Below are 23,421 nucleotides of genomic sequence, written 5' to 3' on the forward strand. Positions count from 1 at the left end.
TCAGGGCCAGGCGGAGAATCCAACCTCCGACCTGGCCCTGAGTCGTACGGAGCGGGCGACGGGAATCGAACCCGCGTAGCTAGTTTGGAAGACTAGTGCTCTACCATTGAGCTACGCCCGCGCATGACGCGCCGCAGGTCAGACGACCGCGGCACAGAGAGCATCGTAGCGGGTCGGGCACCCCCGGCGCACACCCCCATTCCCCGCACCCCCGGCGCTCGTGAAATGCGGCGGCCCCACTGCCTGCGGGCATGTACCCTACGTGTCGCACCAGACGGGGTGTGGCGCAGCTTGGTAGCGCGTCCGCTTTGGGAGCGGAAGGCCGTGGGTTCAAATCCCGCCACCCCGACCACGTGCCGGACCTCAGGGACCGGCAGCAGGACCGGTACCACACGAGTACCTCGCGAGATCGCCTTTTGGGGCGTCCAGCCGCTGCGGCTACTATGCAAGCTGCGCGCCCGTGTGTCTCTCACACTTTGAAGTCCTCCGGGCGACCAGAAACCGCCGGACCTGTCTGGGTCCGCAACCCAAGAAGTCAGCCCCCAAGGAGACCGAACCGTGAAGAGCGCCGTGGAGACCCTGAACCCGACCCGGGTTCGGCTCAGCATCGAGGTGCCCTTCGAGGAGCTCAAGGACAGCCTCGACGCGGCGTACAAGAAGATCAACCAGCAGGTCACGGTGAAGGGCTTCCGGAAGGGCAAGATCCCGGCGCGCGTCATCGACCAGCGGTTCGGCCGCGGTGCGGTCCTGGAGGAGGCGGTCAACGACGCGCTTCCGAAGTTCTACACCGAGGCGGTCAACGAGGCGGAGCTCAACCCGCTCGGCCAGCCCGAGGTCGACATCACGGAGCTGAAGGACGGCGAGACGCTGAACTTCACCGCCGAGGTCGACATCCGCCCGACCATCGAGATCCCGGACTACTCGGGCATCGAGGTCGAGGTCGACGCCGTAGAGGTCAGCGAAGAGGACATCGACAAGTCGGTCGAGCAGCTCCGCGAGCGCTTCGCCGCGACCTCCCCGGTCGAGCGCGCCGCCGTCGACGGTGACGTCGTCACCCTCGACCTGGAGGCCAAGGTCGACGGCGAGGTCCTCGAGGACGGCGTCGCCGAGGGCGTCTCCTACACCATCGGGTCCGGTGAGCTGCTCGAAGGCATCGACGAGGCCGTCACGGGCCTGGAGGCCGGTGGCGAGGCCACCTTCGCCTCCGAGCTCAAGGGCGGCTCCGCGGCCGGCCAGGAGGCCCAGGTCACCGTCAAGGTCACCCAGGTCGCCGCTCGCGAACTGCCCGCGCTGGACGACGAGTTCGCCCAGCTCGCCTCCGAGTTCGACACCCTGGAGGAGCTGCGCGCCGACAGCCGCAAGCGCCTCGAGAACATGAAGCAGTACGACCAGGCCACGCAGGCCCAGGAGCGCGTCCTGGACAAGCTGCTTGAGCTCGTCGAGGTGCCCGTCCCCGAGAAGCTGCTCGAGGACGAGATCAACACCCGCAAGCACAACCTGGAGCACCACCAGCTCGGCCAGATGGGCCTCGACCTCGAGAAGTACCTTGAGATCCAGGGCAAGACGGCCGAGGAGTTCGACGCCGAGACCAAGGAAGCCGCGGTCAAGGGCATCAAGACGCAGTTCGTCCTCGACGAGCTCGTCAACAAGGAGAAGCTGAACGTCAACCAGGAGGAGCTCACCGAGCACCTCATGCGCCGCGCGGCCTCCTCCGGCATGTCCCCCGACCAGTTCGCCCAGGCGGTCGTCGAAGGCGGCCAGGTCCCCCTCCTGGTCGGCGAGGTCGCCCGCGGCAAGGCCCTCGCGGTCGTCGTGGAGGCCGCCACGGTGAAGGACACCAACGGCGAGGTCGTAGACCTCGATGACGAGGACGAGACGGAGGCCGCCATCGAGACGGTCGAGACCGTCGAGGCCGCCACCGAGGAGCCCGCAGAGGCGTAAGCAAACGCACACAAGGGCCCCGGGGACATTGCTCCCCGGGGCCCTTGTCCTACCTAGGGGCGCGGGGAACTGCGCGACCAGCCCCCGCCGACCCGCAGCCCCCCGGCAACCTGAACCCACCACAACGCGGGGATACCGCTCCAGCCAGCGCAGCGATGTGCTGACAGCGAACAGTTCCCTTTGCGGGATTCTCCGAAGGGACCCGCGCGTTAGGGTCCATGAATACGAGGGCAGGGGAGTCCCCGTTGCCCCCGGCAGTACACGTGAGACGGCCCGGCGCCGTCGTAAAGACGAGCAGGTGGATACGTGACGAATCTGATGCCTACAGCCGCCGGCGAGCCCTCTTTCGGTGGCCTCGGCGACCAGGTCTACAACCGACTGCTCGGTGAGCGGATCATCTTCCTCGGCCAGGCGGTCGACGACGACATCGCGAACAAGATCACCGCACAGCTCCTGCTCCTTGCCGCCGACCCCGACAAGGACATCTACCTCTACATCAACAGCCCCGGCGGTTCGATCACGGCCGGCATGGCGATCTACGACACCATGCAGTTCATCAAGAACGACGTGGTGACCATCGCCATGGGCCTCGCCGCCTCCATGGGCCAGTTCCTTCTCAGCGCGGGTACCCCGGGCAAGCGCTTCGCCCTCCCGAACGCCGAGATCCTGATCCACCAGCCCTCCGCCGGCCTGGCCGGTTCGGCCTCCGACATCAAGATCCACGCGGAGCGGCTGCTGCACACCAAGAAGCGCATGGCCGAGCTGACGTCCTTCCACACCGGCCAGACCATCGAGCAGATCACTCGCGACTCTGACCGGGACCGCTGGTTCGACGCCGACGAGGCCAAGGAGTACGGCCTCATCGACGACGTCATTCCCACGGCCGCCGGTATGCCGGGCGGCGGCGGCACCGGGGCCTGAGGCCCCCGCACAGCCCCCAGCCGACCGTCACAGCCCCTAGGAGAGAGACAGTGAACGACTTCCCCGGCAACGGCCTGTACGACCACGCACGCGCCGAATACACGGGCCCCGCCGCCGAGTCCCGTTATGTGATCCCGCGCTTCGTGGAGCGCACCTCGCAGGGCGTGCGCGAGTACGACCCGTACGCGAAGCTCTTCGAGGAGCGCGTGATCTTCCTCGGAGTCCAGATCGACGACGCGTCGGCCAACGACGTCATGGCGCAGCTGCTGTGCCTGGAGTCGATGGACCCCGACCGCGACATCTCGATCTACATCAACAGCCCCGGCGGCTCCTTCACGGCCCTTACTGCGATCTACGACACGATGCAGTTCGTGAAGCCGGACGTCCAGACGGTCTGCATGGGCCAGGCCGCGTCCGCCGCCGCCGTCCTGCTGGCCGCCGGCACCCCGGGCAAGCGCATGGCGCTGCCGAACGCCCGTGTGCTGATCCACCAGCCGTACAGCGAGACGGGCCGGGGCCAGGTCTCCGACCTCGAGATCGCGGCCAACGAGATCCTCCGCATGCGTGCCCAGCTGGAGGACATGCTGGCCAAGCACTCGACCACCCCGCTGGACAAGATCCGCGAGGACATCGAGCGCGACAAGATCCTCACGGCCGAGGACGCCCTGTCGTACGGCCTGATCGACCAGATCATCTCCACCCGGAAGATGAACAACGCCGACGTCCGCTGACCCGGACTCTGTATCGTCCAACACCCCTCGGCACGGTCCACGTGGAAGTGAACCGTGCCAAGGGGGGCCCGAACGGGGGGCCCGGCAAGGTACCGTCGGACATAAGGCAGCACCAGGAGCCGCTGGACCCAGGCGGCTCCCAGGCGAAGGGGAAGCACACCGTGGCACGCATCGGTGACGGCGGCGATCTGCTCAAGTGCTCGTTCTGCGGCAAGAGCCAGAAGCAGGTCAAGAAGCTCATCGCAGGGCCCGGTGTGTACATCTGCGACGAGTGCATCGACCTCTGCAACGAGATCATCGAGGAAGAACTCGCGGAGACGAGCGAGGTCCGCTGGGAGGAACTCCCCAAGCCCCGCGAGATCTACGAGTTCCTCGAGGGTTACGTCGTGGGCCAGGAGTCGGCGAAGAAGGCACTCTCGGTCGCGGTGTACAACCACTACAAGCGCGTCCAGGCCGGTGAGAACGGCGGCGGCCAGAGCCGCGAGGACGCCATCGAGTTGGCGAAGTCCAACATCCTGCTGCTCGGCCCCACGGGCTCGGGCAAGACCCTCCTCGCACAGACCCTGGCCCGCATGCTGAACGTGCCGTTCGCGATCGCCGACGCGACCGCGCTCACGGAGGCGGGCTACGTCGGCGAGGACGTCGAGAACATCCTGCTGAAGCTGATCCAGGCGGCGGACTACGACGTCAAGAAGGCCGAGACCGGGATCATCTACATCGACGAGATCGACAAGGTCGCCCGCAAGAGCGAGAACCCGTCGATCACCCGTGACGTGTCGGGCGAGGGCGTCCAGCAGGCCCTGCTGAAGATCCTGGAGGGCACGACGGCCTCGGTCCCGCCGCAGGGCGGACGGAAGCACCCCCACCAGGAGTTCATCCAGATCGACACGACGAACGTCCTGTTCATCGTGGGCGGCGCCTTCGCGGGCCTGGAGAAGCTCATCGAGTCCAGGGCCGGCGCCAAGGGCATCGGCTTCGGCGCGACGATCCGCTCCAAGCGGGAGCTGCAGTCCAAGGACCAGTTCGAGGACGTCATGCCCGAGGACCTGGTCAAGTTCGGCATGATCCCCGAGTTCATCGGCCGCCTCCCCGTCATCACCTCGGTCCACAACCTGGACCGCGAGGCCCTGCTCCAGATCCTCATCGAGCCGCGCAACGCGCTGGTGAAGCAGTACCAGCGCCTCTTCGAACTCGACGGTGTGGAGCTGGACTTCGAGCGCGAGGCCCTCGAAGCCATCGCCGACCAGGCCATCCTCCGCCAGACCGGCGCCCGCGGCCTGCGCGCCATCATGGAGGAAGTCCTCCAGGGCGTCATGTACGAGGTCCCGTCCCGCAAGGACGTGGCCCGCGTCGTCATCACGGCGGACGTCGTCCTCTCGAACGTCAACCCGACCCTGATCCCGCGCGACGCGCGCAATGGGCGAGGTCCGGGCGAGCAGAAGACGGCGTAACCGCTTCCGTACGGCACGAAGGGCGCCCGGTCAGTCAACTGACCGGGCGCCCTTCGCACTTGGGGGCCCGGGGCTAGCTCTTCACCCGAACTTCCTTACGCAGCTTGGTAGTCATGGCGACGGCGGTGTCCTTCGATACATCGGCCGTGTTGTCACCGGGGGACACCATCGCGATGGTGCTGTAGTCGGCCCAGACGCAGAACCAGTCGGTCTGCGTCTTCTTGGTCACCTGGTTGGTGCCCTTGGCCGCCTGGCACTTCATGACCGCGCCGTCGACGTCGACCGACTCGGGGTCCCCGACCAGCTTGCTGCCGCCCGACGAGCTGCTGGAGGAGCCGCTCTGGTTGACGTCCTTCTGGATGTCCGCGAAGAAGGCGTCCAGGGCCTTCTTGGGATCGGCGATCTTGCCGTAGGCGCCGATGAGTGAGATGCCCTTGGCCGTGAGGAGTTCCGTCTGGCTGGGCGCGGTGGAGGGGTCGCTCGGGTTGTAGCCGCTCAGGTCGGCCGTCGTGTAGGCGCCGAAGACGGCGGTGCCGTTCTTGACGCCGCTCTTCTCCAGGTCCTTCACGGTCGAGGAGCCGCTGTCGCTGGTGTCGCCGTCTTTGGTCGCCCGGCTGTAGTCGCCGAGCACCTTCGCCGGCGTCGTCAGCTTGTGCGGACCGTCGTCCGCGAGGCCGGACGACCCGGTGCCGCCGATGACGAAGTACACGCCCACACCGATGGCCGCCACGACAGCCACCGCGCCGATGATGAGCCCGGTCTTCTTCTTCCCCCCGGGTGCCGGGGGCTGCGGAACGCCGTACGGGGGCTGCCCGTAAGGAGGTTGGCCGTAGGGCAGCTGCTGCTGCCCGTACGGCGGCTGCGGCTGGCCGTAGGGGTTCGGCTGTTGCGGGGGCTGCTGCGGGTAGCCGTAGCCCGGCTGGGCGGGGGGTGCCTGTTGGGGGTAGCCGTAGCCGGGCTGGGGGGCGCCCTGCGGCGCCTGCTGCGGAGGCGGCCCGTAGGGACCCGGCTGACCGTACGGTCCGGGCTGCTGAGGCTGCCCGCCGTACGGGCCCGGCTGGTTGTAGCTCATTCTGGGTTCCCCTCCAGATGCTTATGTGTTCCTGACATCCTGGCGGAGCCACAGGGAACGCATGGCGTCGGGGGGCGCACCGTTACAGAACAAAGGCGTTTCGGGACACCCCCGCGACACCCCTAAACTGGCCCCGTGACCGAGAACGCTCAGCAGCAGCCACCAGCGCCCGACTCCGAACTGCCGACCCAGTACGCGCCGGCCGATGTAGAGGGGCCGCTGTACGAGCGCTGGGTGGAGCGGGGTTACTTCGAGGCGGACGCGAAGAGCGAGAAGCCGCCGTACACGATCGTCATCCCGCCGCCGAACGTCACGGGTTCGCTCCACCTGGGGCACGCCTTCGAGCACACGCTCATCGACGCCCTCACGCGCCGTAAGCGCATGCAGGGCTTCGAGACGCTGTGGCAGCCCGGCATGGACCACGCCGGCATCGCCACGCAGAACGTCGTCGAGCGCGAGCTGGGCAAGGAGGGCAAGTCCCGCCACGACCTGGGCCGGGAGGCCTTCGTCGACCGGGTCTGGCAGTGGAAGGGCGAGTCCGGAGGGCAGATCTCCGGACAGATGCGCCGCCTCGGCGACGGCGTCGCCTGGTCGCGCGAGCGCTTCACCATGGACGAGGGCCTCTCCCAGGCCGTCCAGACCATCTTCAAGCGGCTCTACGACGATGAGTTGATCTACCGCGCCGAGCGCATCATCAACTGGTGCCCGCGCTGTCTCACCGCGATCTCGGACATCGAGGTCGAGTACCAGGACGACGACGGCGAGCTCGTCTCCATGAAGTACGGCGACGGCGACGAGACCATCGTCGTCGCCACGACCCGCGCCGAGACCATGCTCGGTGACACGGCCGTGGCCGTTCACCCGTCGGACGAGCGGTACAAGCACCTCGTCGGCAAGCTCATCAAGCTGCCGCTGACGGACCGTTCCATCCCGGTCGTCGCGGACGAGCACGTCGACCCCGAGTTCGGCACGGGTGCCGTCAAGGTCACCCCGGCCCACGACCCGAACGACTTCGAGATCGGCCAGCGGCACGACCTCCCGGCCATCACGGTCATGGACGAGCACGCCGTCATCACCGTCCCCGGCCCCTTCCAGGGCCAGGACCGCCTCGAAGCCCGCTCGGCGATCGTCGCCGCGCTGCGTGCCGAGGGCCGGATCGTCGCCGAGAAGCGGCCGTACGTCCACTCCGTCGGCCACTGCTCACGCTGCAAGACGACCATCGAGCCGCGCCTTTCGATGCAGTGGTGGGTCAAGGTCGGCCCGCTCGCGAAGGCGGCCGGCGACGCGGTCCGCGACGGCCGGGTCAAGATCCACCCCCAGGAGATGGAGAAGCGGTACTTCGACTGGGTCGACAACCTCCACGACTGGTGCATCTCACGGCAGTTGTGGTGGGGCCACCGCATCCCGGTCTGGTACGGCCCGGAGGGCGAGGTCGTCTGCGTCGGACCCGACGACGAGCCGCCGACCGGTGAGGGCTGGCGCCAGGACACCGACGTCCTCGACACCTGGTTCTCCTCCGGCCTGTGGCCCTTCTCCACCCTCGGCTGGCCCGAACAGACCGAGTCGCTCGCGAAGTTCTACCCGAACTCCGTCCTGGTCACCGGCTACGACATCCTCTTCTTCTGGGTCGCCCGGATGATGATGTTCGGCCTGTACGCGATGGACGGCACCCCGCCGTTCCACACCATCGCCCTGCACGGCATGGTCCGCGACCAGTTCGGCAAGAAGATGTCCAAGTCCTTCGGGAACGCGGTGAATCCGCTCGACTGGATGGACAAGTACGGCTCCGACGCGCTGCGTTTCACCCTCGCGCGCGGCGCCAACCCGGGCGTCGACGTCCCGATCGGCGAGGACTGGGTCCAGGGCTCCCGCAACTTCGCCAACAAGCTCTGGAACGCGACCCGTTTCGCCCTCATGAACGGCGCGACGGTCGAGGGCGAACTCCCGGACGCCGCACGCCTGTCAGCGACCGACCGCTGGATCCTGTCCCGCCTCAACTCCACCGTCGCCGAAGTCGACGCCCTCTACGAGGACTACCAGTTCGCGAAGCTCTCCGACGCGCTGTTCCACTTCGCCTGGGACGAAGTCTTCGACTGGTACGTCGAGTTGTCCAAGACGACGTTCATTGCGGGCGGCGAGCCCGCCGAGGTCTCGAAGCGCGTCCTCGGTGAAGTCCTCGACGTCACCCTGAAGTTGCTCCACCCGATCGTCCCGTTCGTCACGGAGACTCTCTGGACAACCCTCACGGGCGGCGAGTCGATCGTCATCGCGGACTGGCCGAAGGACAGTGGCTTCCGGGACGACGCGGCCGAGAAGGAGATCGAGACCCTCCAGCAGGTCATCACCGAGGTCCGCCGTTTCCGCGCCGACCAGGGACTCCAGCCCGGCCAGCGCGTCCCGGCCCGCCTCACCCTGACCGGCACGGCCCTCGCCCCCCACGAGGCGGCCATCCGCCAGCTCCTCCGCCTCCAGGCCGAGGGCGACACCTTCGCGGCGACGGCCACCCTCCCGGTCGGCGGCGCCACGGTCGCCCTCGACCTCTCCGGCACGATCGACGTGGCGGCGGAGCGCAAGCGCCTCGCGAAGGACCTCGCCGCCGCCGAGAAGGAGAAGGCCCAGGCAACGGCCAAGCTCGGCAACGAGGCGTTCCTGGCCAAGGCCCCGGACAACGTGGTCGACAAGATCCGAGGCCGCCTCTCCAAGGCGGACGAGGACATCGCCCGCATCAAGGCCCAGCTGGAAAGCCTGCCTCAGGCCTAAGCGCCCTGAAGGGGCGCGGGGAACTGCGCGACCAGCCACAACGTTCCCCGCGCCCGCCAAACAGGACCAGCCACCCCCATCCTTCGGCGCACCCCTAAACTGGCCCTGTGACCGACAGCGACCCCTTCGACGAGATCATCGACGCCGAGACAGACCGCGACCCCGACCTCGCGGTCATCGAGGCCGGCAGCCGCACCCTCCGCACCCAGGGCACCGGCGCGCCGCAGGCCGACGTCCCCGGTCGCCCTGAAGACCCCAAGCTGGACGCCGCCCTCCGCGAGGTCGAGGCGGAGCTGGCCACCCGCTGGGGCGAGACGAAGCTGGAGCCGTCGGTCAGCCGTATCACCGCGCTGATGGACGTCCTGGGAGACCCCCAGCGCGCGTACCCCGCGATCCACATCACCGGCACGAACGGCAAGACGTCCACGGCCCGCATGATCGAGGCCCTCCTCGGCGCCTTCGAACTCCGCACCGGCCGCTACACCTCCCCGCACGTCCAGTCGATCACCGAGCGCATCAGTCTCGACGGCGCCCCGATCTCCGCCGAGCGGTTCATCGAGACGTACAACGACATCAAGCCGTACGTCGAAATGGTGGACGCGCAGCAGGAGTTCAGGCTGTCGTTCTTCGAGGTGCTGACCGGGATGGCGTACGCCGCGTTCGCGGACGCGCCCGTCGACGTCGCCGTGGTGGAAGTCGGGATGGGCGGGACCTGGGACGCCACCAACGTCATCGACGCCGATGTCGCCGTAGTCACGCCCATCGATCTCGACCACACCGACCGGCTCGGCGGGACGACCGGTGAGATCGCGACCGAGAAGTCCGGCATCGTCAAGCAGGACGCCACCGTGATCCTGGCGCAGCAGCCGGTGGACGCGGCGCAGGTGTTGCTGAAGAAGGCCGTCGAAGTCGATGCGACCGTGGCCCGGGAAGGGCTCGAATTCGGGGTCGTGTCGCGGCACGTCGCCGTCGGCGGGCAGCTGATCAACCTGCGCGGACTCGGCGGCGAGTACGAGGAGATCTACCTCCCCCTCCACGGGCCGTACCAGGCGCACAACGCGGCCGTCGCCCTCGCCGCCGTAGAGGCGTTCTTCGGTGTCGGGGCCCAGCGGCCCGATCCGCTCGCGATCGACACGGTGCGGAAGGCGTTCGCGGCCGTCACCTCGCCGGGGCGGCTGGAGGTCGTGCGGCGGTCGCCGACCGTTGTGCTGGACGCGGCGCACAACCCCGCGGGCGCCCGTGCCACCGCCGAGGCCGTGGCCGAGGCCTTCGACTTCAGTCGGTTGATCGGGGTGGTGGGGGCCAGTGGCGACAAGAACGTGCGCGGGCTGCTCGAAGCCTTCGAGCCGATGTTCGCCGAGGTCGTCGTCACGCAGAACTCCAGTCATCGCGCGATGGACGTGGACGAGCTGGCCGGGATCGCCGTCGAGGTGTTCGGCGACGAGCGGGTGCAGGTCGAGCCGCGGTTGCCGGACGCGCTGGAGGCCGCGATCACGCTGGCCGAGGAGGACGGGGAGTTCGCGGGCGGCGGTGTGCTGGTCACCGGTTCCGTCATCACCGTCGGTGAAGCCCGACTGCTCCTCGGGAGGGGCTGACTTTTCGTGCGTACGCTCTGTTCCTCGACGCTGCTCGGCGAGTTCTTCGTGATCGGTTTCGCCGGTCTGGTCGCCATGAAGGACCCGGATCTGACCACGTCCACGGTGTGGACGGTGTGCGGGATCGCCATGTTCCTGTCGGTCGCGCTGTGCGGCGCGGTGACCCGGCCGGCCGGCATCGCGCTCGGCTGGGCGCTGCAGATCGCGCTGATCGCGGCGGGCGTCGTGGTGCCGTCGATGTTCTTCCTCGGGGCGGTCTTCGCGGCCCTGTGGTGGGCGTCGGTGCACTACGGCCGGAAGATCGACGAGGCGAAGGCGCGGTTCGCGGCGCAGGCGGCGCAGGCCGACCCCATTACACCTGACGCTGCGTAACGGACGCATGGACACGCCCTGTAGCCTCGGGCTTGTCGTGAGACGACCGTGACACGACCGTGAGTCGACCCGCACCATCATGATCCGAAGGAGCCCCGTCGTGACCCAGCGCACCCTCGTCCTGCTCAAGCCCGACGCCGTACGTCGTGGCCTGACCGGCGAGATCATCAGCCGCATCGAGCGCAAGGCCGGCTGGCAGATCACCGCGCTGGAGCTGCGCACCCTGGACCAGGACACCCTGGAGCAGCACTACGGCGAGCACAAGGGCAAGCCCTTCTACGAGCCGCTGGTGGAGTTCATGGCCTCCGGTCCCGTCGTCGCCCTGATCGTCGAGGGCGAGCGGGTCATCGAGGGCGTGCGCGCGCTGGCCGGTCCGACCGACCCGATCGCCGCCGCGCCGGGCTCGATCCGCGGGGACTTCGGGGTCATCGTCCGGGAGAACCTGATCCACGCCTCGGACTCGGAGGAGTCCGCCGAACGCGAGGTGAAGATCTTCTTCCCCGGGCGCGGCTGAATCTCCATCAGTAACCCACATGCCTGACCAGGGACGGCCGCGTTTTTCCGGCCGTCTCTTGGCATATGCGTGCCGATCGGGGGAACGAGTGCCCCCGTTGGGCCGTCTCCACAAGCGAGGCGCCGCCTCACATGCTGACAATGGCGAAGACCCTCGCGCAGTGTTCGTGATGGCGCGTCTACGATGGAAGCCTTCACGTCACAGCACCCACTTCGCCGACCTGAAAAGCCCTCAAAAGCTCCCGGGAAGGCCAGACGAATCCTGATGGGGAACTCAATGTCGTTCATCGGCCGTGACATGGCTGTCGACCTCGGGACCGCCAACACGCTGGTGTACGTCAGGGGTCGCGGGATCGTACTCAACGAGCCGTCCGTCGTCGCGATCAACACCAACACCGGTGGCATTCTCGCGGTCGGCTCCGAAGCCAAGAAGATGATCGGGCGGACACCGGGCAACATCGTTGCCGTACGTCCGCTGAAGGACGGTGTCATCGCCGACTTCGAGATCACCGAGCGCATGCTCCGCTACTTCATCCTGAAGATCCACAAGCGGCGCTATCTGGCCCGTCCCCGTGTCGTCGTCTGTGTGCCCTCGGGCATCACGGGCGTCGAGCGCCGTGCCGTCATCGAGGCGTCGTCCCAGGCCGGCGCCCGCCAGGTGCACATCATCGAGGAGCCCATGGCCGCGGCCATCGGCTCCGGCCTGCCCGTCCACGAGGCCACGGGCAACATGGTGGTGGACATCGGCGGCGGCACCACGGAGGTCGCGGTCATCTCGCTCGGTGGCATCGTCACCGCCCAGTCCATCCGCGTCGCGGGCGACGAGTTGGACAACGCGATCATCCAGCACATCAAGAAGGAGTACTCGCTCCTTCTGGGTGAGCGGACGGCTGAGCAGATCAAGATCACGATCGGTTCCGCGTACGACCTCGACGACGACCAGCACACCGAAATCCGCGGCCGGGACCTGGTCTCCGGCCTTCCGAAAACAGTCGTCATCTCGGCCGCCGAAGTCCGCAAGGCGATCGAGGAGCCCGTCAACGCGATCGTCGACGCGGTGAAGACGACCCTCGACAAGTGCCCGCCGGAGCTGTCCGGCGACATCATGGACCGCGGAATCGTTCTGACCGGCGGCGGAGCCCTGCTGCAGGGTCTCGACGAGCGGCTGCGCCGGGAGACCGGAATGCCGATCCACATCGCCGAGGACCCGCTGGACAGTGTGGCGCTCGGCTCCGGCAAGTGCGTCGAGGAGTTCGAGGCGCTCCAGCAGGTGCTGGACGCCCAGCCGCGCAGATGACGTAACGCTTCGATTCCGCCGTACGGGATGATCTCCTCTCGTGCGGCGGATCGTTGATACGGAGGCATAGGCTCCGACACAGGCCTTCATTCACATCCGACGGGCCTCCACACACACCTGCATACCCGAACCTCCGCACATTTCTATGAGGAAGGCACGGCCGCCGCACGTGAGGGACACACGAGAGAGCCGGCTGCTCCTGGTGCTGCTGATCGCCGTCGCGTTCGCGCTGATCACGGTGGACATCCGGGGAGGGCAGGACTCGCCGGTCGAGGGTGCCCGCCGGGCCGCGGCCACCGTGTTCGGCCCGATCGAGAACGGCGTGTCGTCCGCCGTCAACCCGGTCGGCGACGCGATCTCCGCGGTCCGCGACTCCGGTGAGCGGCACGACCGGCTCGCGCTCCTGGAGAAGGAGAACGCGGCCCTCAAGGCGAAGCTCGGCAGCGACGACCGCAACCGCAGCCGCCTGAACCAGCTGGACAAGATGCTGAAGGTGGCCGGCGAGGGCCAGTACGGCATCAAGGGCGCCCAGGTCATCGCGATAGGAGCCGCGCAGAGCTTCTCCTGGACGATCACCATCGACGTCGGCGCCAACGACGGCATCAAGCGCGACATGACCGTCCTCAACGGCGACGGGCTGGTCGGGCGCGTCACGACCGTCGGCCCCGACGCCTCCACCGTCCTCCTCGCCAACGACCCCGACTTCACCGTCGGCACCCGGATGGAGAGCAGCGACGAACTCGGCTTCGCCTCCGGTGAGGGCGACGGCCCGCTGCGCGTCGAACTCCTCAACGGCAAGGCCGAGGTGCAGAAGGGCGACCGGCTCGTCACCTTCGGCTCGCAGGCCGACAAGCCGTTCGTGCCCGGCGTCCCGGTCGGTGTCGTCTCCCGCGTCGACCCCTCCGGCGGCGGCCTGACCCGCACGCTCTACGTCACGCCGTACGTGAACTTCACGAAGCTCGACATCGTCGGTGTCGTGGTCGAGGCCCCGAAGAAGGACCCGCGTGACACGGTCCTGCCCGCGAAGTCCAAGCCGATCCCGACCCCGACGGTGACCGTCACGGTCACCCCGTCCGCGAGCGCTTCGGCCACCGGCCAGTAACAGCAGTAGGAGCTCAGCCCCATGCGTGTCAACCGGATCCTGCTCTCCGTGCCGCTGGTCGTCGTCGCCCTCGTGATCCAGGTGAGCGTCCTCGCCCGCCTCCACCTCCCGGGCGCCGTCCCCGACCTGCTGCTCCTCACGGTCCTCGGCCTGGCCATGGTCTACGGCCATGTCACGGGCGCCCTCATCGGCTTCGGCGCGGGCCTCCTCGCCGACCTCGCCCCGCCCGCCGACCACGCGGCCGGCCGCTACGCCCTCGTGCTCTGCGTCATCGGCTACCTCGCGGGCCTGGCGAAGCCGGAGAACGGCCGCCTCAAGTCGGCCACCGGCCCCATGGCCGTCGTGGTCGCCGCCGCGATCGGCGCCACCCTCCTCTACGCGGGAGTCGGCGCCCTCGTCGGCGACACCGCCGCCCGCCATGTCGGCCTGCCCAGCCTGCTGTTCACGGCCGCCCTGTACGACCTGCTGCTCGCCCCGTTCGTCGTCCCCGGCGTCATGGCGCTGGCCCGGCGCGCCGACAACGACCCGCTCGCCGAGACCAACGCCGCCAAGTCGGCCGACATCTCCTCGGGCTGGCTCTCCTCGGGCACCGGCCTGAAGATCGGCGGCCAGCGCGGCGGCCTGCGGATGAAGACGGCACGCGCGCGGGTGGCACGTGCCGGGCGCATCAAGGGGGTCAAGCGGCTGTGAGGGCGCGGGAGTTGGCGTACGGCCGCACAGGTAGGTCGTATATGACTCGTACACACATCGAGAGGGGGAGGCAGCACCAATGACCAACATCCCGGAGACCGGACGGACTCCACGGGTCCAGATCAGGCTCGTCGTCATCCAGGTCCTCGTCCTCTCCCTCCTCGGCACCCTCGGCGGGCGCCTGTGGTACCTCCAGATCCGGGAGGGCGCCGCGTACCAGAAGGAAGCGTCCGGCAACCACGTCCAGCAGGTCGTCGAGCCCGCGGTGCGCGGGTCGATACTGGACGCGCGCGGTGTGGCCCTCGCCGACAACGAGACCCGGCTGGTGGTCTCCGCCTCCCGTACCGACCTGCTGAAGCAGGCGGACGACGGCAAGGCCGTCCTCACCAAGCTGGCCGGTGTGCTGGGCCTGAAGCCCGAGGACGTCATCCAGAAGGTCCGGCTGTGCGACGCGAAGACCCCGCAGCCCTGCTGGAACGGCTCGCCGTACCAGCCGATCCCGATCACCGACAAGGCCACCGCCAAGCAGGCTCTCCAGATCCGCGAGCGCGCCGAGGACTTCCCCGGCATCACCGCCGAGCCCGAGGCCGTACGGCGTTACGCGGCCCCCGGCGACGCCAACGCGGCGCAGGTCCTCGGCTACCTCTCGCCGGTCACCGACGACGAGATCACGCAGGCCAAGGACTCCGACTCGCCGTATCTGCGCTCCGACCAGGTCGGCCGCTCGGGCCTTGAGCGCGAGTACGACAAGGAGCTGCGCGGCAAGGCCGGCGTCACCCGCTACGAGGTCGACAACCTCGGCCGAGTGATCGGCAAGGCCAAGTCGGACGCCCCGCAGCCCGGTTCGAACCTCGTCACCAGCATCGACGCGCGGGTGCAGCGGGTCGCCGAGTACCAGCTCGACAAGGCGATGAAGACCGCCCGCGAGCAGTACGACAAGATCACCCAGGAGAACTACAAGGCCGACTCCGGTGCCGTGGTCGTGATGGAGGCCAAGACCGGCCGTATCGTCGCGATGGCGTCCGCGCCGACGTACGACCCGAACGTCTGGGTCGGCGGCATCTCCGCCAAGGACTACAAGCAGCTCACCGGCAAGAACTCCGACTACCCGCTGCTGAACCGGGCCATACAGGGTCAGTCGGCGCCCGGTTCGACGTTCAAGGTGGTCTCCACGGCCGCCGCCGTCGAGGCCGGCTACGCGTGGGACGGCGGCTACCCCTGCACGAGTTCGTACTCGGTGGGCGGCCAGGTCTTCAAGAACTTCGAGGGCGAGAACTTCGGCCCCATCTCGCTGGGCCGCGCGCTGGAGGTCTCCTGCGACACCGTCTTCTACGGTCTCGCGGACGCGCAGTGGAAGAAGGACGGCGGCATCAACCCGAAGAAGGGCGAGCCGAAGGACTACTTCTACAAGGCGGCCCACCAGTTCGGCCTCGGCAAGACCACCGGCGTGGACCTCCCGAACGAGGTCACCGGGCGCGTCCCGGACCGCAAGTGGAAGCAGCAGACCTACGAGGCCAACAAGGCCTACTGGTGCAAGACCGGCAAGAAGGGCGGCACGTACGTCCAGCAGATCGCCTACGAGAACTGCCTCGAAGGCAACAAGATGCGTGAGGGCGACTCGATCAACTACTCCATCGGCCAGGGCGACACCCTCGTCACCCCGATCCAGGAGGCCATGATCTACGGCGCCCTCGCCAACGGCGGCACCGAGTACGTCCCGACCATCGGCAAGGCGATCGTCAGCGCCGACGGCAAGACCGTCACGGAGATCAAGCCGAAGGTGAAGGCCAAGCTGCCGATCAGCGCGGCCACGCACAAGGGCATCGACAAGGCGCTCGCGGGCGTGGTCACCAGCGGTACCGCTGCCTGGAAGTTCCAGGGCTGGCCGCAGGACAAGATCGAGCTGCACGCCAAGACGGGTACCGCCGAGGTCTACGGCAAGCAGACCACCTCGTGGTTCGCGACGTACACCAAGGACTACACGGTCGTCATGACGATCGCCCAGGCCGGTACGGGTTCGGGCGCCTCCGGTGAGGCCGTGCGCAACATCTACAACGCGATGTACGGCGTCCAGGCCGACGGCTCCGTCGACAAGAAGAAGGCGCTGCTGCCCACCCCGCAGACGAGCCTCCCGAAGGTCCGCGCCGACGGCACGATCGCCTCCCCGAAGATCACCGCCGACCCGGCCAAGGAGCTGGAGAAGCAGCAGGAACAGGCGACCCAGGGCGGCGTCACGGCCGCGGACGGCACCCAGCAGCCCGCCACCTCGCCCACCCCGAACCCCACCAACAGCAACACCCGTAGGCGCCCGCGCAGAAGGGGAAGCCGGAGGATGCTCACATGACCGGCAACAGCTTCTCCGTCTCCGGATACGGCCCCGAGCGGGCCGGCTGGACCCGGGTCCTCGCCCGTGACTCGCTGGCCCGGCGCCTTGACTGGCCGATACTGCTCTCGGCGGTCGGCCTGTCCCTGATCGGCTCGCTGCTGGTCTTCTCGGCGACCCGCAACCGCACCGAGATCAACCAGGGCGACCAGTACTACTTCCTGATCCGGCACCTCATGAACACCGGCATCGGCATCGCCCTGATGATCGCCGTGATCTGGCTCGGCCACCGCACCCTGCGCGTCGTCGTCCCCTTCCTGTACGGCGCCTCGGTGTTCGGCATCCTGCTGGTGCTCACCCCGCTCGGCTCCACGGTCAACGGCGCGCACTCCTGGATCGTGCTCGGCGGCGGCTTCTCGCTCCAGCCCTCGGAGTTCGTGAAGATCACGATCATCCTGGGCATGGCGATGGTGCTGGCCGCCCGGGTCGACGCGGGCGACAAGCCCTACCCCGACCACCGCACGGTCCTCCAGTCCCTGGGCCTGGCCTCCGTCCCGATGATGATCGTCATGCTGATGCCCGACCTCGGGTCCGTCATGGTCATGGTCATCATCGTGCTCGGCGTACTGCTGGCCTCCGGCGCCTCCAACCGCTGGGTCTTCGGCCTGCTGGGCGCGGGCACGCTGGGCGCGATCGCCGTGTGGCAGCTGCACTTCCTGGACGAGTACCAGATCGCCCGCTTCGCCGCCTTCGCCAACCCGAGCCTCGACCCGGCCGGCGTCGGCTACAACACCAACCAGGCCCGCATCGCGATCGGCTCCGGCGGCCTCACCGGCGAGGGTCTGTTCCACGGCTCCCAGACGACCGGGCAGTTCGTCCCCGAACAGCAAACAGACTTCGTCTTCACGGTCGCCGGCGAGGAACTGGGCTTCGTGGGCGCGGGCCTGATCCTCGTCCTCCTGGGCGTGGTCCTGTGGCGCGCCTGCCGCATCGCCCGCGACTCGACCGAGCTCTACGGCACGATCGTCGCCGCCGGAATCGTCGCCTGGTTCGCCTTCCAGTCCTTCGAGAACGTCGGCATGACCCTCGGCATCATGCCGGTCACCGGCCTGCCACTGCCTTTCGTGTCCTACGGCGGAACGTCGATGTTCGCGATCTGGATCGCGGTGGGTCTGCTCCAGTCGATCCGGGTCCAGCGCCCCATGTCCGCGTAATCGTTACCTGCGGGTTCGCCCAGGTTTCCCCGGGGTTCATTTGGGACGCCCTCTGCCATCCCGGCTCGTCAGCAACTAGATTCAGTTCATGGCGGACACAAAGCGCGAGATCGAGCGTAAGTACGAGTCCGACGAGAGCGGTCTGCCCGACCTGACCGGCGTCGCAGGGGTCGGGACCGTCATCGACAAGGGCGTCGCGAACCTGGACGCGGTCTACTACGACACGGCCGACGAACGCCTGGCCAGGGCCTCGATGACGCTGCGCCGCCGCACCGGCGGTTCGGACGCGGGCTGGCACCTGAAGGTGCCGGTCGCGCCCGGCGTCCGCGACGAGATCCGGGAACCGCTCTCCGACGCCGTGCCGCGCAGCCTCGCCGGCCTGGTCCGCTCCCGGGTCCGCGAGGCCGAGCTGCTCCCTGTGGTCCGGCTCCGCTCCGACCGGGACGTACGCCACCTCGTGGACGCGGACGGCGCGCTGCTCGCCGAGGTCAGCGTGGACGCCGTACACGCGGAACGGCTCAGCGACGGCGGCGGCACCGCCCAGTGGACCGAGATCGAGGTGGAGCTGGCCGACGACGGCGACCCCGCCTTCCTCGACAAGGTGGAGAAACGGTTGCGCAAGGCAGGCGTACGACCGTCGTCGTCCGCGTCGAAGCTGGCGCGTGCGCTGGCGGAGACCGCTCCGAAGAAGCCGAAGAAGCGCAAGGTACCGCCGGTGTACGGGGAGCCGGTGACCGCCGGCGACCACGTCCTCGCCTACGTCCGCGACCAGCGCGACGCGATCCTCGAACTCGACCCGGCGGTACGGCAGGACGCGTATGACTCCGTGCACCGCATGAGAGTCGCCACCCGGCGGCTGCGCAGCACCTTCCGCTCGTACGGCAAGGTGCTCGACCGCACGGTCACCGATCCGGTCGGTGAGGAACTGAAGTGGCTGGCAAGCGAGTTGGGCGTGGACCGGGACCGCGAGGTGATGACCGAACGTCTGACGGCGGTCCTCGCCGAACTGCCCCGCACCCTGGTCTCCGGCCCGGTCCGCACCCGGATGCGCACCTGGGCGAACGCCCGCCGCGGCGGCTCGCGCCGACGACTCATCGGCGTCCTGGACTCCAAGCGGTATCTCGCGCTGCTCGACACCCTGGACGCGCTGGTCGCCGAGCCGCCGCTGCTGCCGGACGCGGCCGGCAAGCCGGAGAAGGTGATCGGCAAGGCCGTAGGCAAGGACTTCGGCAAGGTCTCCGCACTCGTGGAGGAGGCGATCGGGGCTCCCCCCGGTCCGGACCGCGACCTCGCCCTGCACGAGGCCCGCAAGAAGGCCAAGCGCACCCGGTACGCGGCGGAGGCGGCCACTCCGGCTCTCGGTACTTCGGCCCGCGCCCTGGCCAGGTCCATGAAGTCCCTGACCGGCCTGCTCGGCGAGCACCAGGACAGCGTCATGGTCCGCGAGACCCTGCGCGAGCTGTCCGCGGTGGCACACGCGGCGGGGGAGAGCTCGTTCACGTACGGGGTGCTGTACGGGCGGGAGGAGCAGCGGGCGGCGGGGGTGGAGGCGGCGTTGCCGGGGGTGTGGGAGGAGATCGGGTCCGGGGAGCCCGTCTGAGGCGTACGGGGGAGGTCCGGGATCGCGTTAGTCTGGATGGTCACCCGTCCGTTCAGTCCCGCTCACGAAGGTTCGCGAGATGCCTGCCGAAGTCGCTGCGGCCGCAGAGTCCGTGTTTCCGCAGCTCGAAGCCCTGCTCCCGCATGTGCAGAAGCCGATCCAGTACGTCGGCGGCGAGCTCAACTCCACCGTCAAGCCGTGGGAGTCGTGCGACGTCCGCTGGGCGCTGATGTACCCGGACGCCTACGAGGTGGGACTCCCCAACCAGGGCGTCATGATCCTCTACGAGGTCCTGAACGAGCAGGAGGGCGTCCTCGCCGAGCGCACGTACAGCGTGTGGCCGGACCTGGAGGCGCTGATGCGGGAGCACCGCGTCCCGCAGTTCACGGTCGACAGCCACCGCCCGGTGGGCGCCTTCGACGTCTTCGGCCTGAGCTTCTCCACCGAACTCGGCTACACGAACATGCTGACGGCCCTGGACCTGGCGGGCATCCCGCTGGAGTCGAAGGACCGGACGCTCGACGACCCGATCGTGCTGGCGGGCGGCCACGCGGCCTTCAACCCCGAGCCGATCGCGGACTTCGTGGACGCCGTGATCATCGGCGACGGCGAACAGGCCGTCCTCGACTTGACGAAGATCGTCCGCGGCTGGAAGGCGGAGGGCCGTCCCGGCGGGCGCGAGGAGGTCCTCTTCCGCCTGGCGAAGACGGGTTCGGTCTACATCCCCGCGTTCTACGACGTGGAGTACCTGCCGGACGCCCGTATCGCGCGCGTGGTCCCCAACAAGTCGGGCGTCCCGTGGCGGGTGTCGAAGCACACGGTCATGGACCTGGACGAGTGGCCGTACCCGAAGCAGCCGTTGGTGCCGCTGGCCGAGACGGTCCATGAGCGCATGTCGGTCGAGATCTTCCGCGGCTGCACGCGCGGCTGCCGTTTCTGCCAGGCGGGCATGATCACGCGCCCGGTGCGGGAGCGGTCGATCACGGGCATCGGCGAGATGGTCGAGAAGGGCCTGAAGGCGACGGGCTTCGAGGAGGTCGGCCTCCTGTCCCTGTCCTCGGCGGACCACTCGGAGATCGGCGACATCGCGAAGGGCCTGGCGGACCGGTACGAGGAGGACAAGATCGGCCTGTCCCTCCCGTCGACCCGCGTGGACGCGTTCAACGTGGACCTGGCGAACGAGCTGACCAGGAACGGCCGGCGCTCGGGCCTCACCTTCGCGCCCGAGGGCGGCTCGGAACGCCTCCGCAAGGTCATCAACAAGATGGTGTCGGAGGAAGACCTCATCCGCACGGTCTCGACGGCGTACGGCAACGGCTGGCGCCAGGTCAAGCTGTACTTCATGTGCGGCCTGCCGACCGAGACCGACGAGGACGTCCTCCAGATCGCCGACATGGCGATGAACGTGATCGCCGAGGGCCGCAAGGTCTCCGGCCAGAACGACATCCGCTGCACGGTCTCGATCGGCGGCTTCGTCCCCAAGCCCCACACCCCCTTCCAGTGGGCACCGCAGCTCTCCGCCGAGGAGACGGACGCCCGCCTCGGCAAACTCCGCGACAAGATCCGCGGCGACAAGAAGTACGGCCGCTCGATCGGCTTCCGCTACCACGACGGCAAGCCCGGCATCGTGGAGGGCCTGCTCTCACGCGGCGACCGCCGCATCGGCGCGGTCATCCGCGCGGTCTACGAGGACGGCGGCCGCTTCGACGGCTGGCGCGAGCACTTCTCCTACGACCGCTGGATGCGCTGCGCCGAGAAGACCCTGCCCGCCTTCGGCGTCGACGTCGACTGGTACACCACCCGTGAGAAGACCTACGAGGAGGTCCTGCCCTGGGACCACCTCGACTCCGGCCTCGACAAGGACTGGCTCTGGGAGGACTGGCAGGACGCCCTCGACGAGACGGAGGTCGAGGACTGCCGGTGGACGCCTTGCTTCGACTGCGGGGTGTGTCCTCAACTCGGCCTGGACATTCAGATCGGTCCGACCGGTAAGAAGCTTTTGCCCCTGACGGTCAAGGGTGCGGCGACCGGCGGGCACACGCACTGAGGGCGTCGCTCAGCTGACGGGGTCCGAGGGGCCGTAGAGCGTGGCGATGTCCTTGGAGGTCGCCCACCGGCTGTAGGTGGGCGACTGGGGCCAGTTCTCCGGTGAGTCCTGCCACTCCTCCTGGCGGCCGTAGGGCAGGAGGTCGATCAGGGCGAAGCTGTGGCTGAGTTGTTCGGTGCCCCGGCCGTTGGTGTGCCAGGTGCGGTAGACGGTGTCGCCGTCGCGGAGGAAGACGTTGACCGCGAATCCTCCGTCGGGCGGTGCGCCGACGTCGGTGCCGAAGGGGCTGTTCGCGGTCGAGTACCACGGCATCCGGTTGCCCACCCGGTGCTTGTAGGCGAGGGCCTCGTCGATCGGGCCCTGGGTGACGACGACGAAGCGTGCGTCGTAGTTGTCCAGGAAGTCCAGGCGGGTGTACTGCGAGGTGAACCCGGTGCAGCCCGGGCACTGCCATTCCTTGCCGGCGAACCACATGTGGTTGTAGACGATCAGCTGCCGCTTGCCCTCGAAGATCTCCGCCAGCCGAAGGGGGCCGTCCTCGCCGTCGAGGGTGTAGTCGGGCATCTCGACCATCGGCAGACGACGACGCTCGGCGGCGATGGCGTCGAGTTCCCGTGTCGCGGCCTTCTCGCGGGCGCGGAGGGTTTCGAGTCGGTGCTCCCACGTCGCGGCGTCCACGACGGGTGGCAGTGCGTCGGCGGTCATGGTTCCTCACAGAGTTTGTGTGCGTGGCTGTGCCTTGTACGGGGGTAGACCTCGCCGGGTTGCGGAACTCATCGGCCGGAGTCGGCATGGGCCGGCATCTCGAGGTGGGAGCTGGGTGGCATGGGGGAAGCGTCCGGCGAGCAGGCTGTCACGAGGTTCCTGGCGGCGATTCAGGTGGGTGACCTTTGTCAGGGGACGGTCGCGGCCGTCTCTCGGTCTGGGATCTCGGTGGTCCTGGATGGCTTCGCGGCTCAACCGCTGGGGGTGGTGGGGCCGTTGGACGGTTCCTGGCTCCGGAGGCTCACCGACGTTGCCGTGGTCGGGCAGAGGATCAGCGCCGAGGTGATCGCCGTGGACGCGGACGCGGGGCGGGTGCGGATGTCGATGGCGGCCACCGAGCACCCGGAACTCTGGACGTTCCTCAAATGGAGATCGACCGGGATCGGCGCAGGCCGACCTTGTCGCCGCGGCTGGTGTGAGGGGTGCCCGGAGGTCTGTCGGCGGATCTCCGGGCGCCCCTTCTCACGCGTGGTTCACGTGTGGTTGCCGTGTGCCGCGGGGGCGGTCATGTCCCGCTGTTGGTGACTGCCGGGGACGGTTGCAGGGTCACCTTGGTCCAGAGGTTGGGGGCGCCCAGGCTGTCGTTGCAGTTCAGGGTGGCGGGGTTGGTGCTGTTGACCTCCACGCACGTGGTCTCCCACACCTGGCCCGTCGTCGTCATGACGTCGAACTTGATGGGTTGCCCCGCGTTGGAGCTGTGCCCGTTGATGGAGACCCCGCAGACGAAGCCGACGTTGTGTCCGCCGGTGTCCAGGCCTCCCGCCGGGTAGCCGGGGTGGGTGCTGAGGTCGGTCCAGAGGAAGTTGCGGGGGGTGTTGCCCCTGAGGTCGTGGATGCCCGCGTAGGTGATTCCGCCGGTCAGCGCGACTCGCAGCTCGAAGTCGTTCGAGTCCTGGTCGGCGTCGATGTCGGAGCACGGCCCGGTCGCACCGGTGGCTCCCGTCGCGCCCGTGGGTCCGGTGGGTCCGGTCTGGCCGTTGGTGCCGGGCGTGCCCGTGGCGCCGGTCGGTCCGGTGGGTCCGGTGGG

Annotated in this window: 18 protein-coding genes, 2 tRNA genes and 1 pseudogene; 16 read left to right on the forward strand and 5 right to left on the reverse strand. The window is 68.5% G+C overall.

All coding sequences use genetic code 11. The annotated features are described in order from the left end of the window. Positions 1-50 precede the first annotated feature (50 nt). Positions 51-121 (reverse strand) — tRNA-Gly (locus ACIQBL_RS15195). 154 nt (positions 122-275) lie between these two features. On the opposite strand from ACIQBL_RS15195, the gene ACIQBL_RS15200 reads away from it, so the two are divergent. The 5 genes from ACIQBL_RS15200 to clpX all read left to right on the forward strand — a co-directional run bounded on the left by ACIQBL_RS15200 (position 276) and on the right by clpX (position 5,044). Next, a tRNA-Pro gene (locus ACIQBL_RS15200) sits at positions 276-352 on the forward strand. Positions 353-558: 206 nt separating this feature from the next. After that, complete coding sequence (tig, locus tag ACIQBL_RS15205; protein WP_401941332.1) at positions 559-1,941, forward strand: trigger factor; 1,383 nt, start codon at positions 559-561, stop codon at positions 1,939-1,941. Positions 1,942-2,259: 318 nt separating this feature from the next. Beyond that, on the forward strand, positions 2,260-2,862 hold the full coding sequence (locus ACIQBL_RS15210) for an ATP-dependent Clp protease proteolytic subunit (RefSeq protein ID WP_043676731.1): 603 nt from the start codon (positions 2,260-2,262) through the stop codon (positions 2,860-2,862). Between the two features lie 50 nt (positions 2,863-2,912). Continuing rightward, positions 2,913-3,593 (forward strand): ATP-dependent Clp protease proteolytic subunit, encoded by a 681-nt coding sequence (locus ACIQBL_RS15215; RefSeq protein WP_401941335.1) that lies wholly within the window; start codon positions 2,913-2,915, stop codon positions 3,591-3,593. Positions 3,594-3,754: 161 nt separating this feature from the next. Continuing rightward, positions 3,755-5,044, forward strand: a complete 1,290-nt coding sequence (clpX, locus tag ACIQBL_RS15220; protein ID WP_401941336.1) for an ATP-dependent Clp protease ATP-binding subunit ClpX — start codon at positions 3,755-3,757, stop codon at positions 5,042-5,044. Between the two features lie 73 nt (positions 5,045-5,117). Here clpX and ACIQBL_RS15225 read toward each other — a convergent pair whose 3' ends face one another. Further along, on the reverse strand, positions 5,118-6,116 hold the full coding sequence (locus ACIQBL_RS15225) for a hypothetical protein (protein ID WP_401941338.1): 999 nt from the start codon (positions 6,114-6,116) through the stop codon (positions 5,118-5,120). A gap of 135 nt (positions 6,117-6,251) precedes the next feature. On the opposite strand from ACIQBL_RS15225, the gene ACIQBL_RS15230 reads away from it, so the two are divergent. The 11 genes from ACIQBL_RS15230 (at position 6,252) to ACIQBL_RS15280 (ending at position 21,629) form a co-directional block, all read left to right on the forward strand. Continuing rightward, on the forward strand, positions 6,252-8,876 hold the full coding sequence (locus tag ACIQBL_RS15230; protein WP_401941340.1) for a valine--tRNA ligase: 2,625 nt from the start codon (positions 6,252-6,254) through the stop codon (positions 8,874-8,876). A 107-nt stretch (positions 8,877-8,983) separates the two neighbouring features. Next, entirely contained in the window at positions 8,984-10,471 is a 1,488-nt protein-coding gene (locus ACIQBL_RS15235; RefSeq protein WP_401941342.1) for a bifunctional folylpolyglutamate synthase/dihydrofolate synthase, read from the forward strand. Between the two features lie 6 nt (positions 10,472-10,477). Next, positions 10,478-10,843 (forward strand): DUF4233 domain-containing protein, encoded by a 366-nt coding sequence (locus tag ACIQBL_RS15240; protein ID WP_401941344.1) that lies wholly within the window; start codon positions 10,478-10,480, stop codon positions 10,841-10,843. Between the two features lie 100 nt (positions 10,844-10,943). Further along, positions 10,944-11,357, forward strand: a complete 414-nt coding sequence (gene ndk, locus ACIQBL_RS15245) for a nucleoside-diphosphate kinase (protein ID WP_399391562.1) — start codon at positions 10,944-10,946, stop codon at positions 11,355-11,357. A gap of 276 nt (positions 11,358-11,633) precedes the next feature. After that, positions 11,634-12,653, forward strand: a complete 1,020-nt coding sequence (locus ACIQBL_RS15250) for a rod shape-determining protein (RefSeq protein ID WP_019063224.1) — start codon at positions 11,634-11,636, stop codon at positions 12,651-12,653. A 169-nt stretch (positions 12,654-12,822) separates the two neighbouring features. Then, positions 12,823-13,755 carry a rod shape-determining protein MreC gene (mreC, locus tag ACIQBL_RS15255; RefSeq protein WP_401941346.1) on the forward strand — a complete coding sequence of 311 codons (933 nt, stop codon included), beginning with the start codon at positions 12,823-12,825 and terminating at the stop codon, positions 13,753-13,755. Between the two features lie 21 nt (positions 13,756-13,776). Further along, positions 13,777-14,445 carry a rod shape-determining protein MreD gene (gene mreD / locus ACIQBL_RS15260; protein ID WP_401941348.1) on the forward strand — a complete coding sequence of 223 codons (669 nt, stop codon included), beginning with the start codon at positions 13,777-13,779 and terminating at the stop codon, positions 14,443-14,445. Positions 14,446-14,524: 79 nt separating this feature from the next. Continuing rightward, the gene (gene mrdA, locus ACIQBL_RS15265; RefSeq protein ID WP_401941351.1) at positions 14,525-16,789 is read left to right on the forward strand and encodes a penicillin-binding protein 2; all 2,265 of its coding nucleotides are present in this window, start codon (positions 14,525-14,527) and stop codon (positions 16,787-16,789) included. Next, entirely contained in the window at positions 16,786-17,982 is a 1,197-nt protein-coding gene (gene rodA / locus ACIQBL_RS15270) for a rod shape-determining protein RodA (RefSeq protein ID WP_401941353.1), read from the forward strand. The genes mrdA and rodA overlap by 4 nt, the downstream gene beginning before the upstream one ends. A gap of 88 nt (positions 17,983-18,070) precedes the next feature. Then, complete coding sequence (locus tag ACIQBL_RS15275; protein ID WP_401941356.1) at positions 18,071-19,582, forward strand: CHAD domain-containing protein; 1,512 nt, start codon at positions 18,071-18,073, stop codon at positions 19,580-19,582. Between the two features lie 79 nt (positions 19,583-19,661). Continuing rightward, positions 19,662-21,629 (forward strand): TIGR03960 family B12-binding radical SAM protein, encoded by a 1,968-nt coding sequence (locus ACIQBL_RS15280; RefSeq protein WP_401941357.1) that lies wholly within the window; start codon positions 19,662-19,664, stop codon positions 21,627-21,629. A gap of 9 nt (positions 21,630-21,638) precedes the next feature. Here the strand turns inward: ACIQBL_RS15280 and ACIQBL_RS15285 are convergent, their stop codons facing one another. From ACIQBL_RS15285 to ACIQBL_RS15295, 3 genes and pseudogenes are all read right to left on the reverse strand, one after another. Then, entirely contained in the window at positions 21,639-22,334 is a 696-nt protein-coding gene (locus tag ACIQBL_RS15285) for a DUF899 domain-containing protein (RefSeq protein WP_401941360.1), read from the reverse strand. Between the two features lie 251 nt (positions 22,335-22,585). After that, on the reverse strand, positions 22,586-22,729 hold the full coding sequence (locus tag ACIQBL_RS15290) for a hypothetical protein (RefSeq protein ID WP_401941363.1): 144 nt from the start codon (positions 22,727-22,729) through the stop codon (positions 22,586-22,588). A gap of 170 nt (positions 22,730-22,899) precedes the next feature. After that, positions 22,900-23,421, reverse strand: a pseudogene (locus ACIQBL_RS15295) (hypothetical protein); the annotation flags it as partial.

The organism is Streptomyces sp. NPDC088350, from assembly GCF_044753545.1.
Taxonomy (GTDB): Bacteria; Actinomycetota; Actinomycetes; order Streptomycetales; family Streptomycetaceae; genus Streptomyces.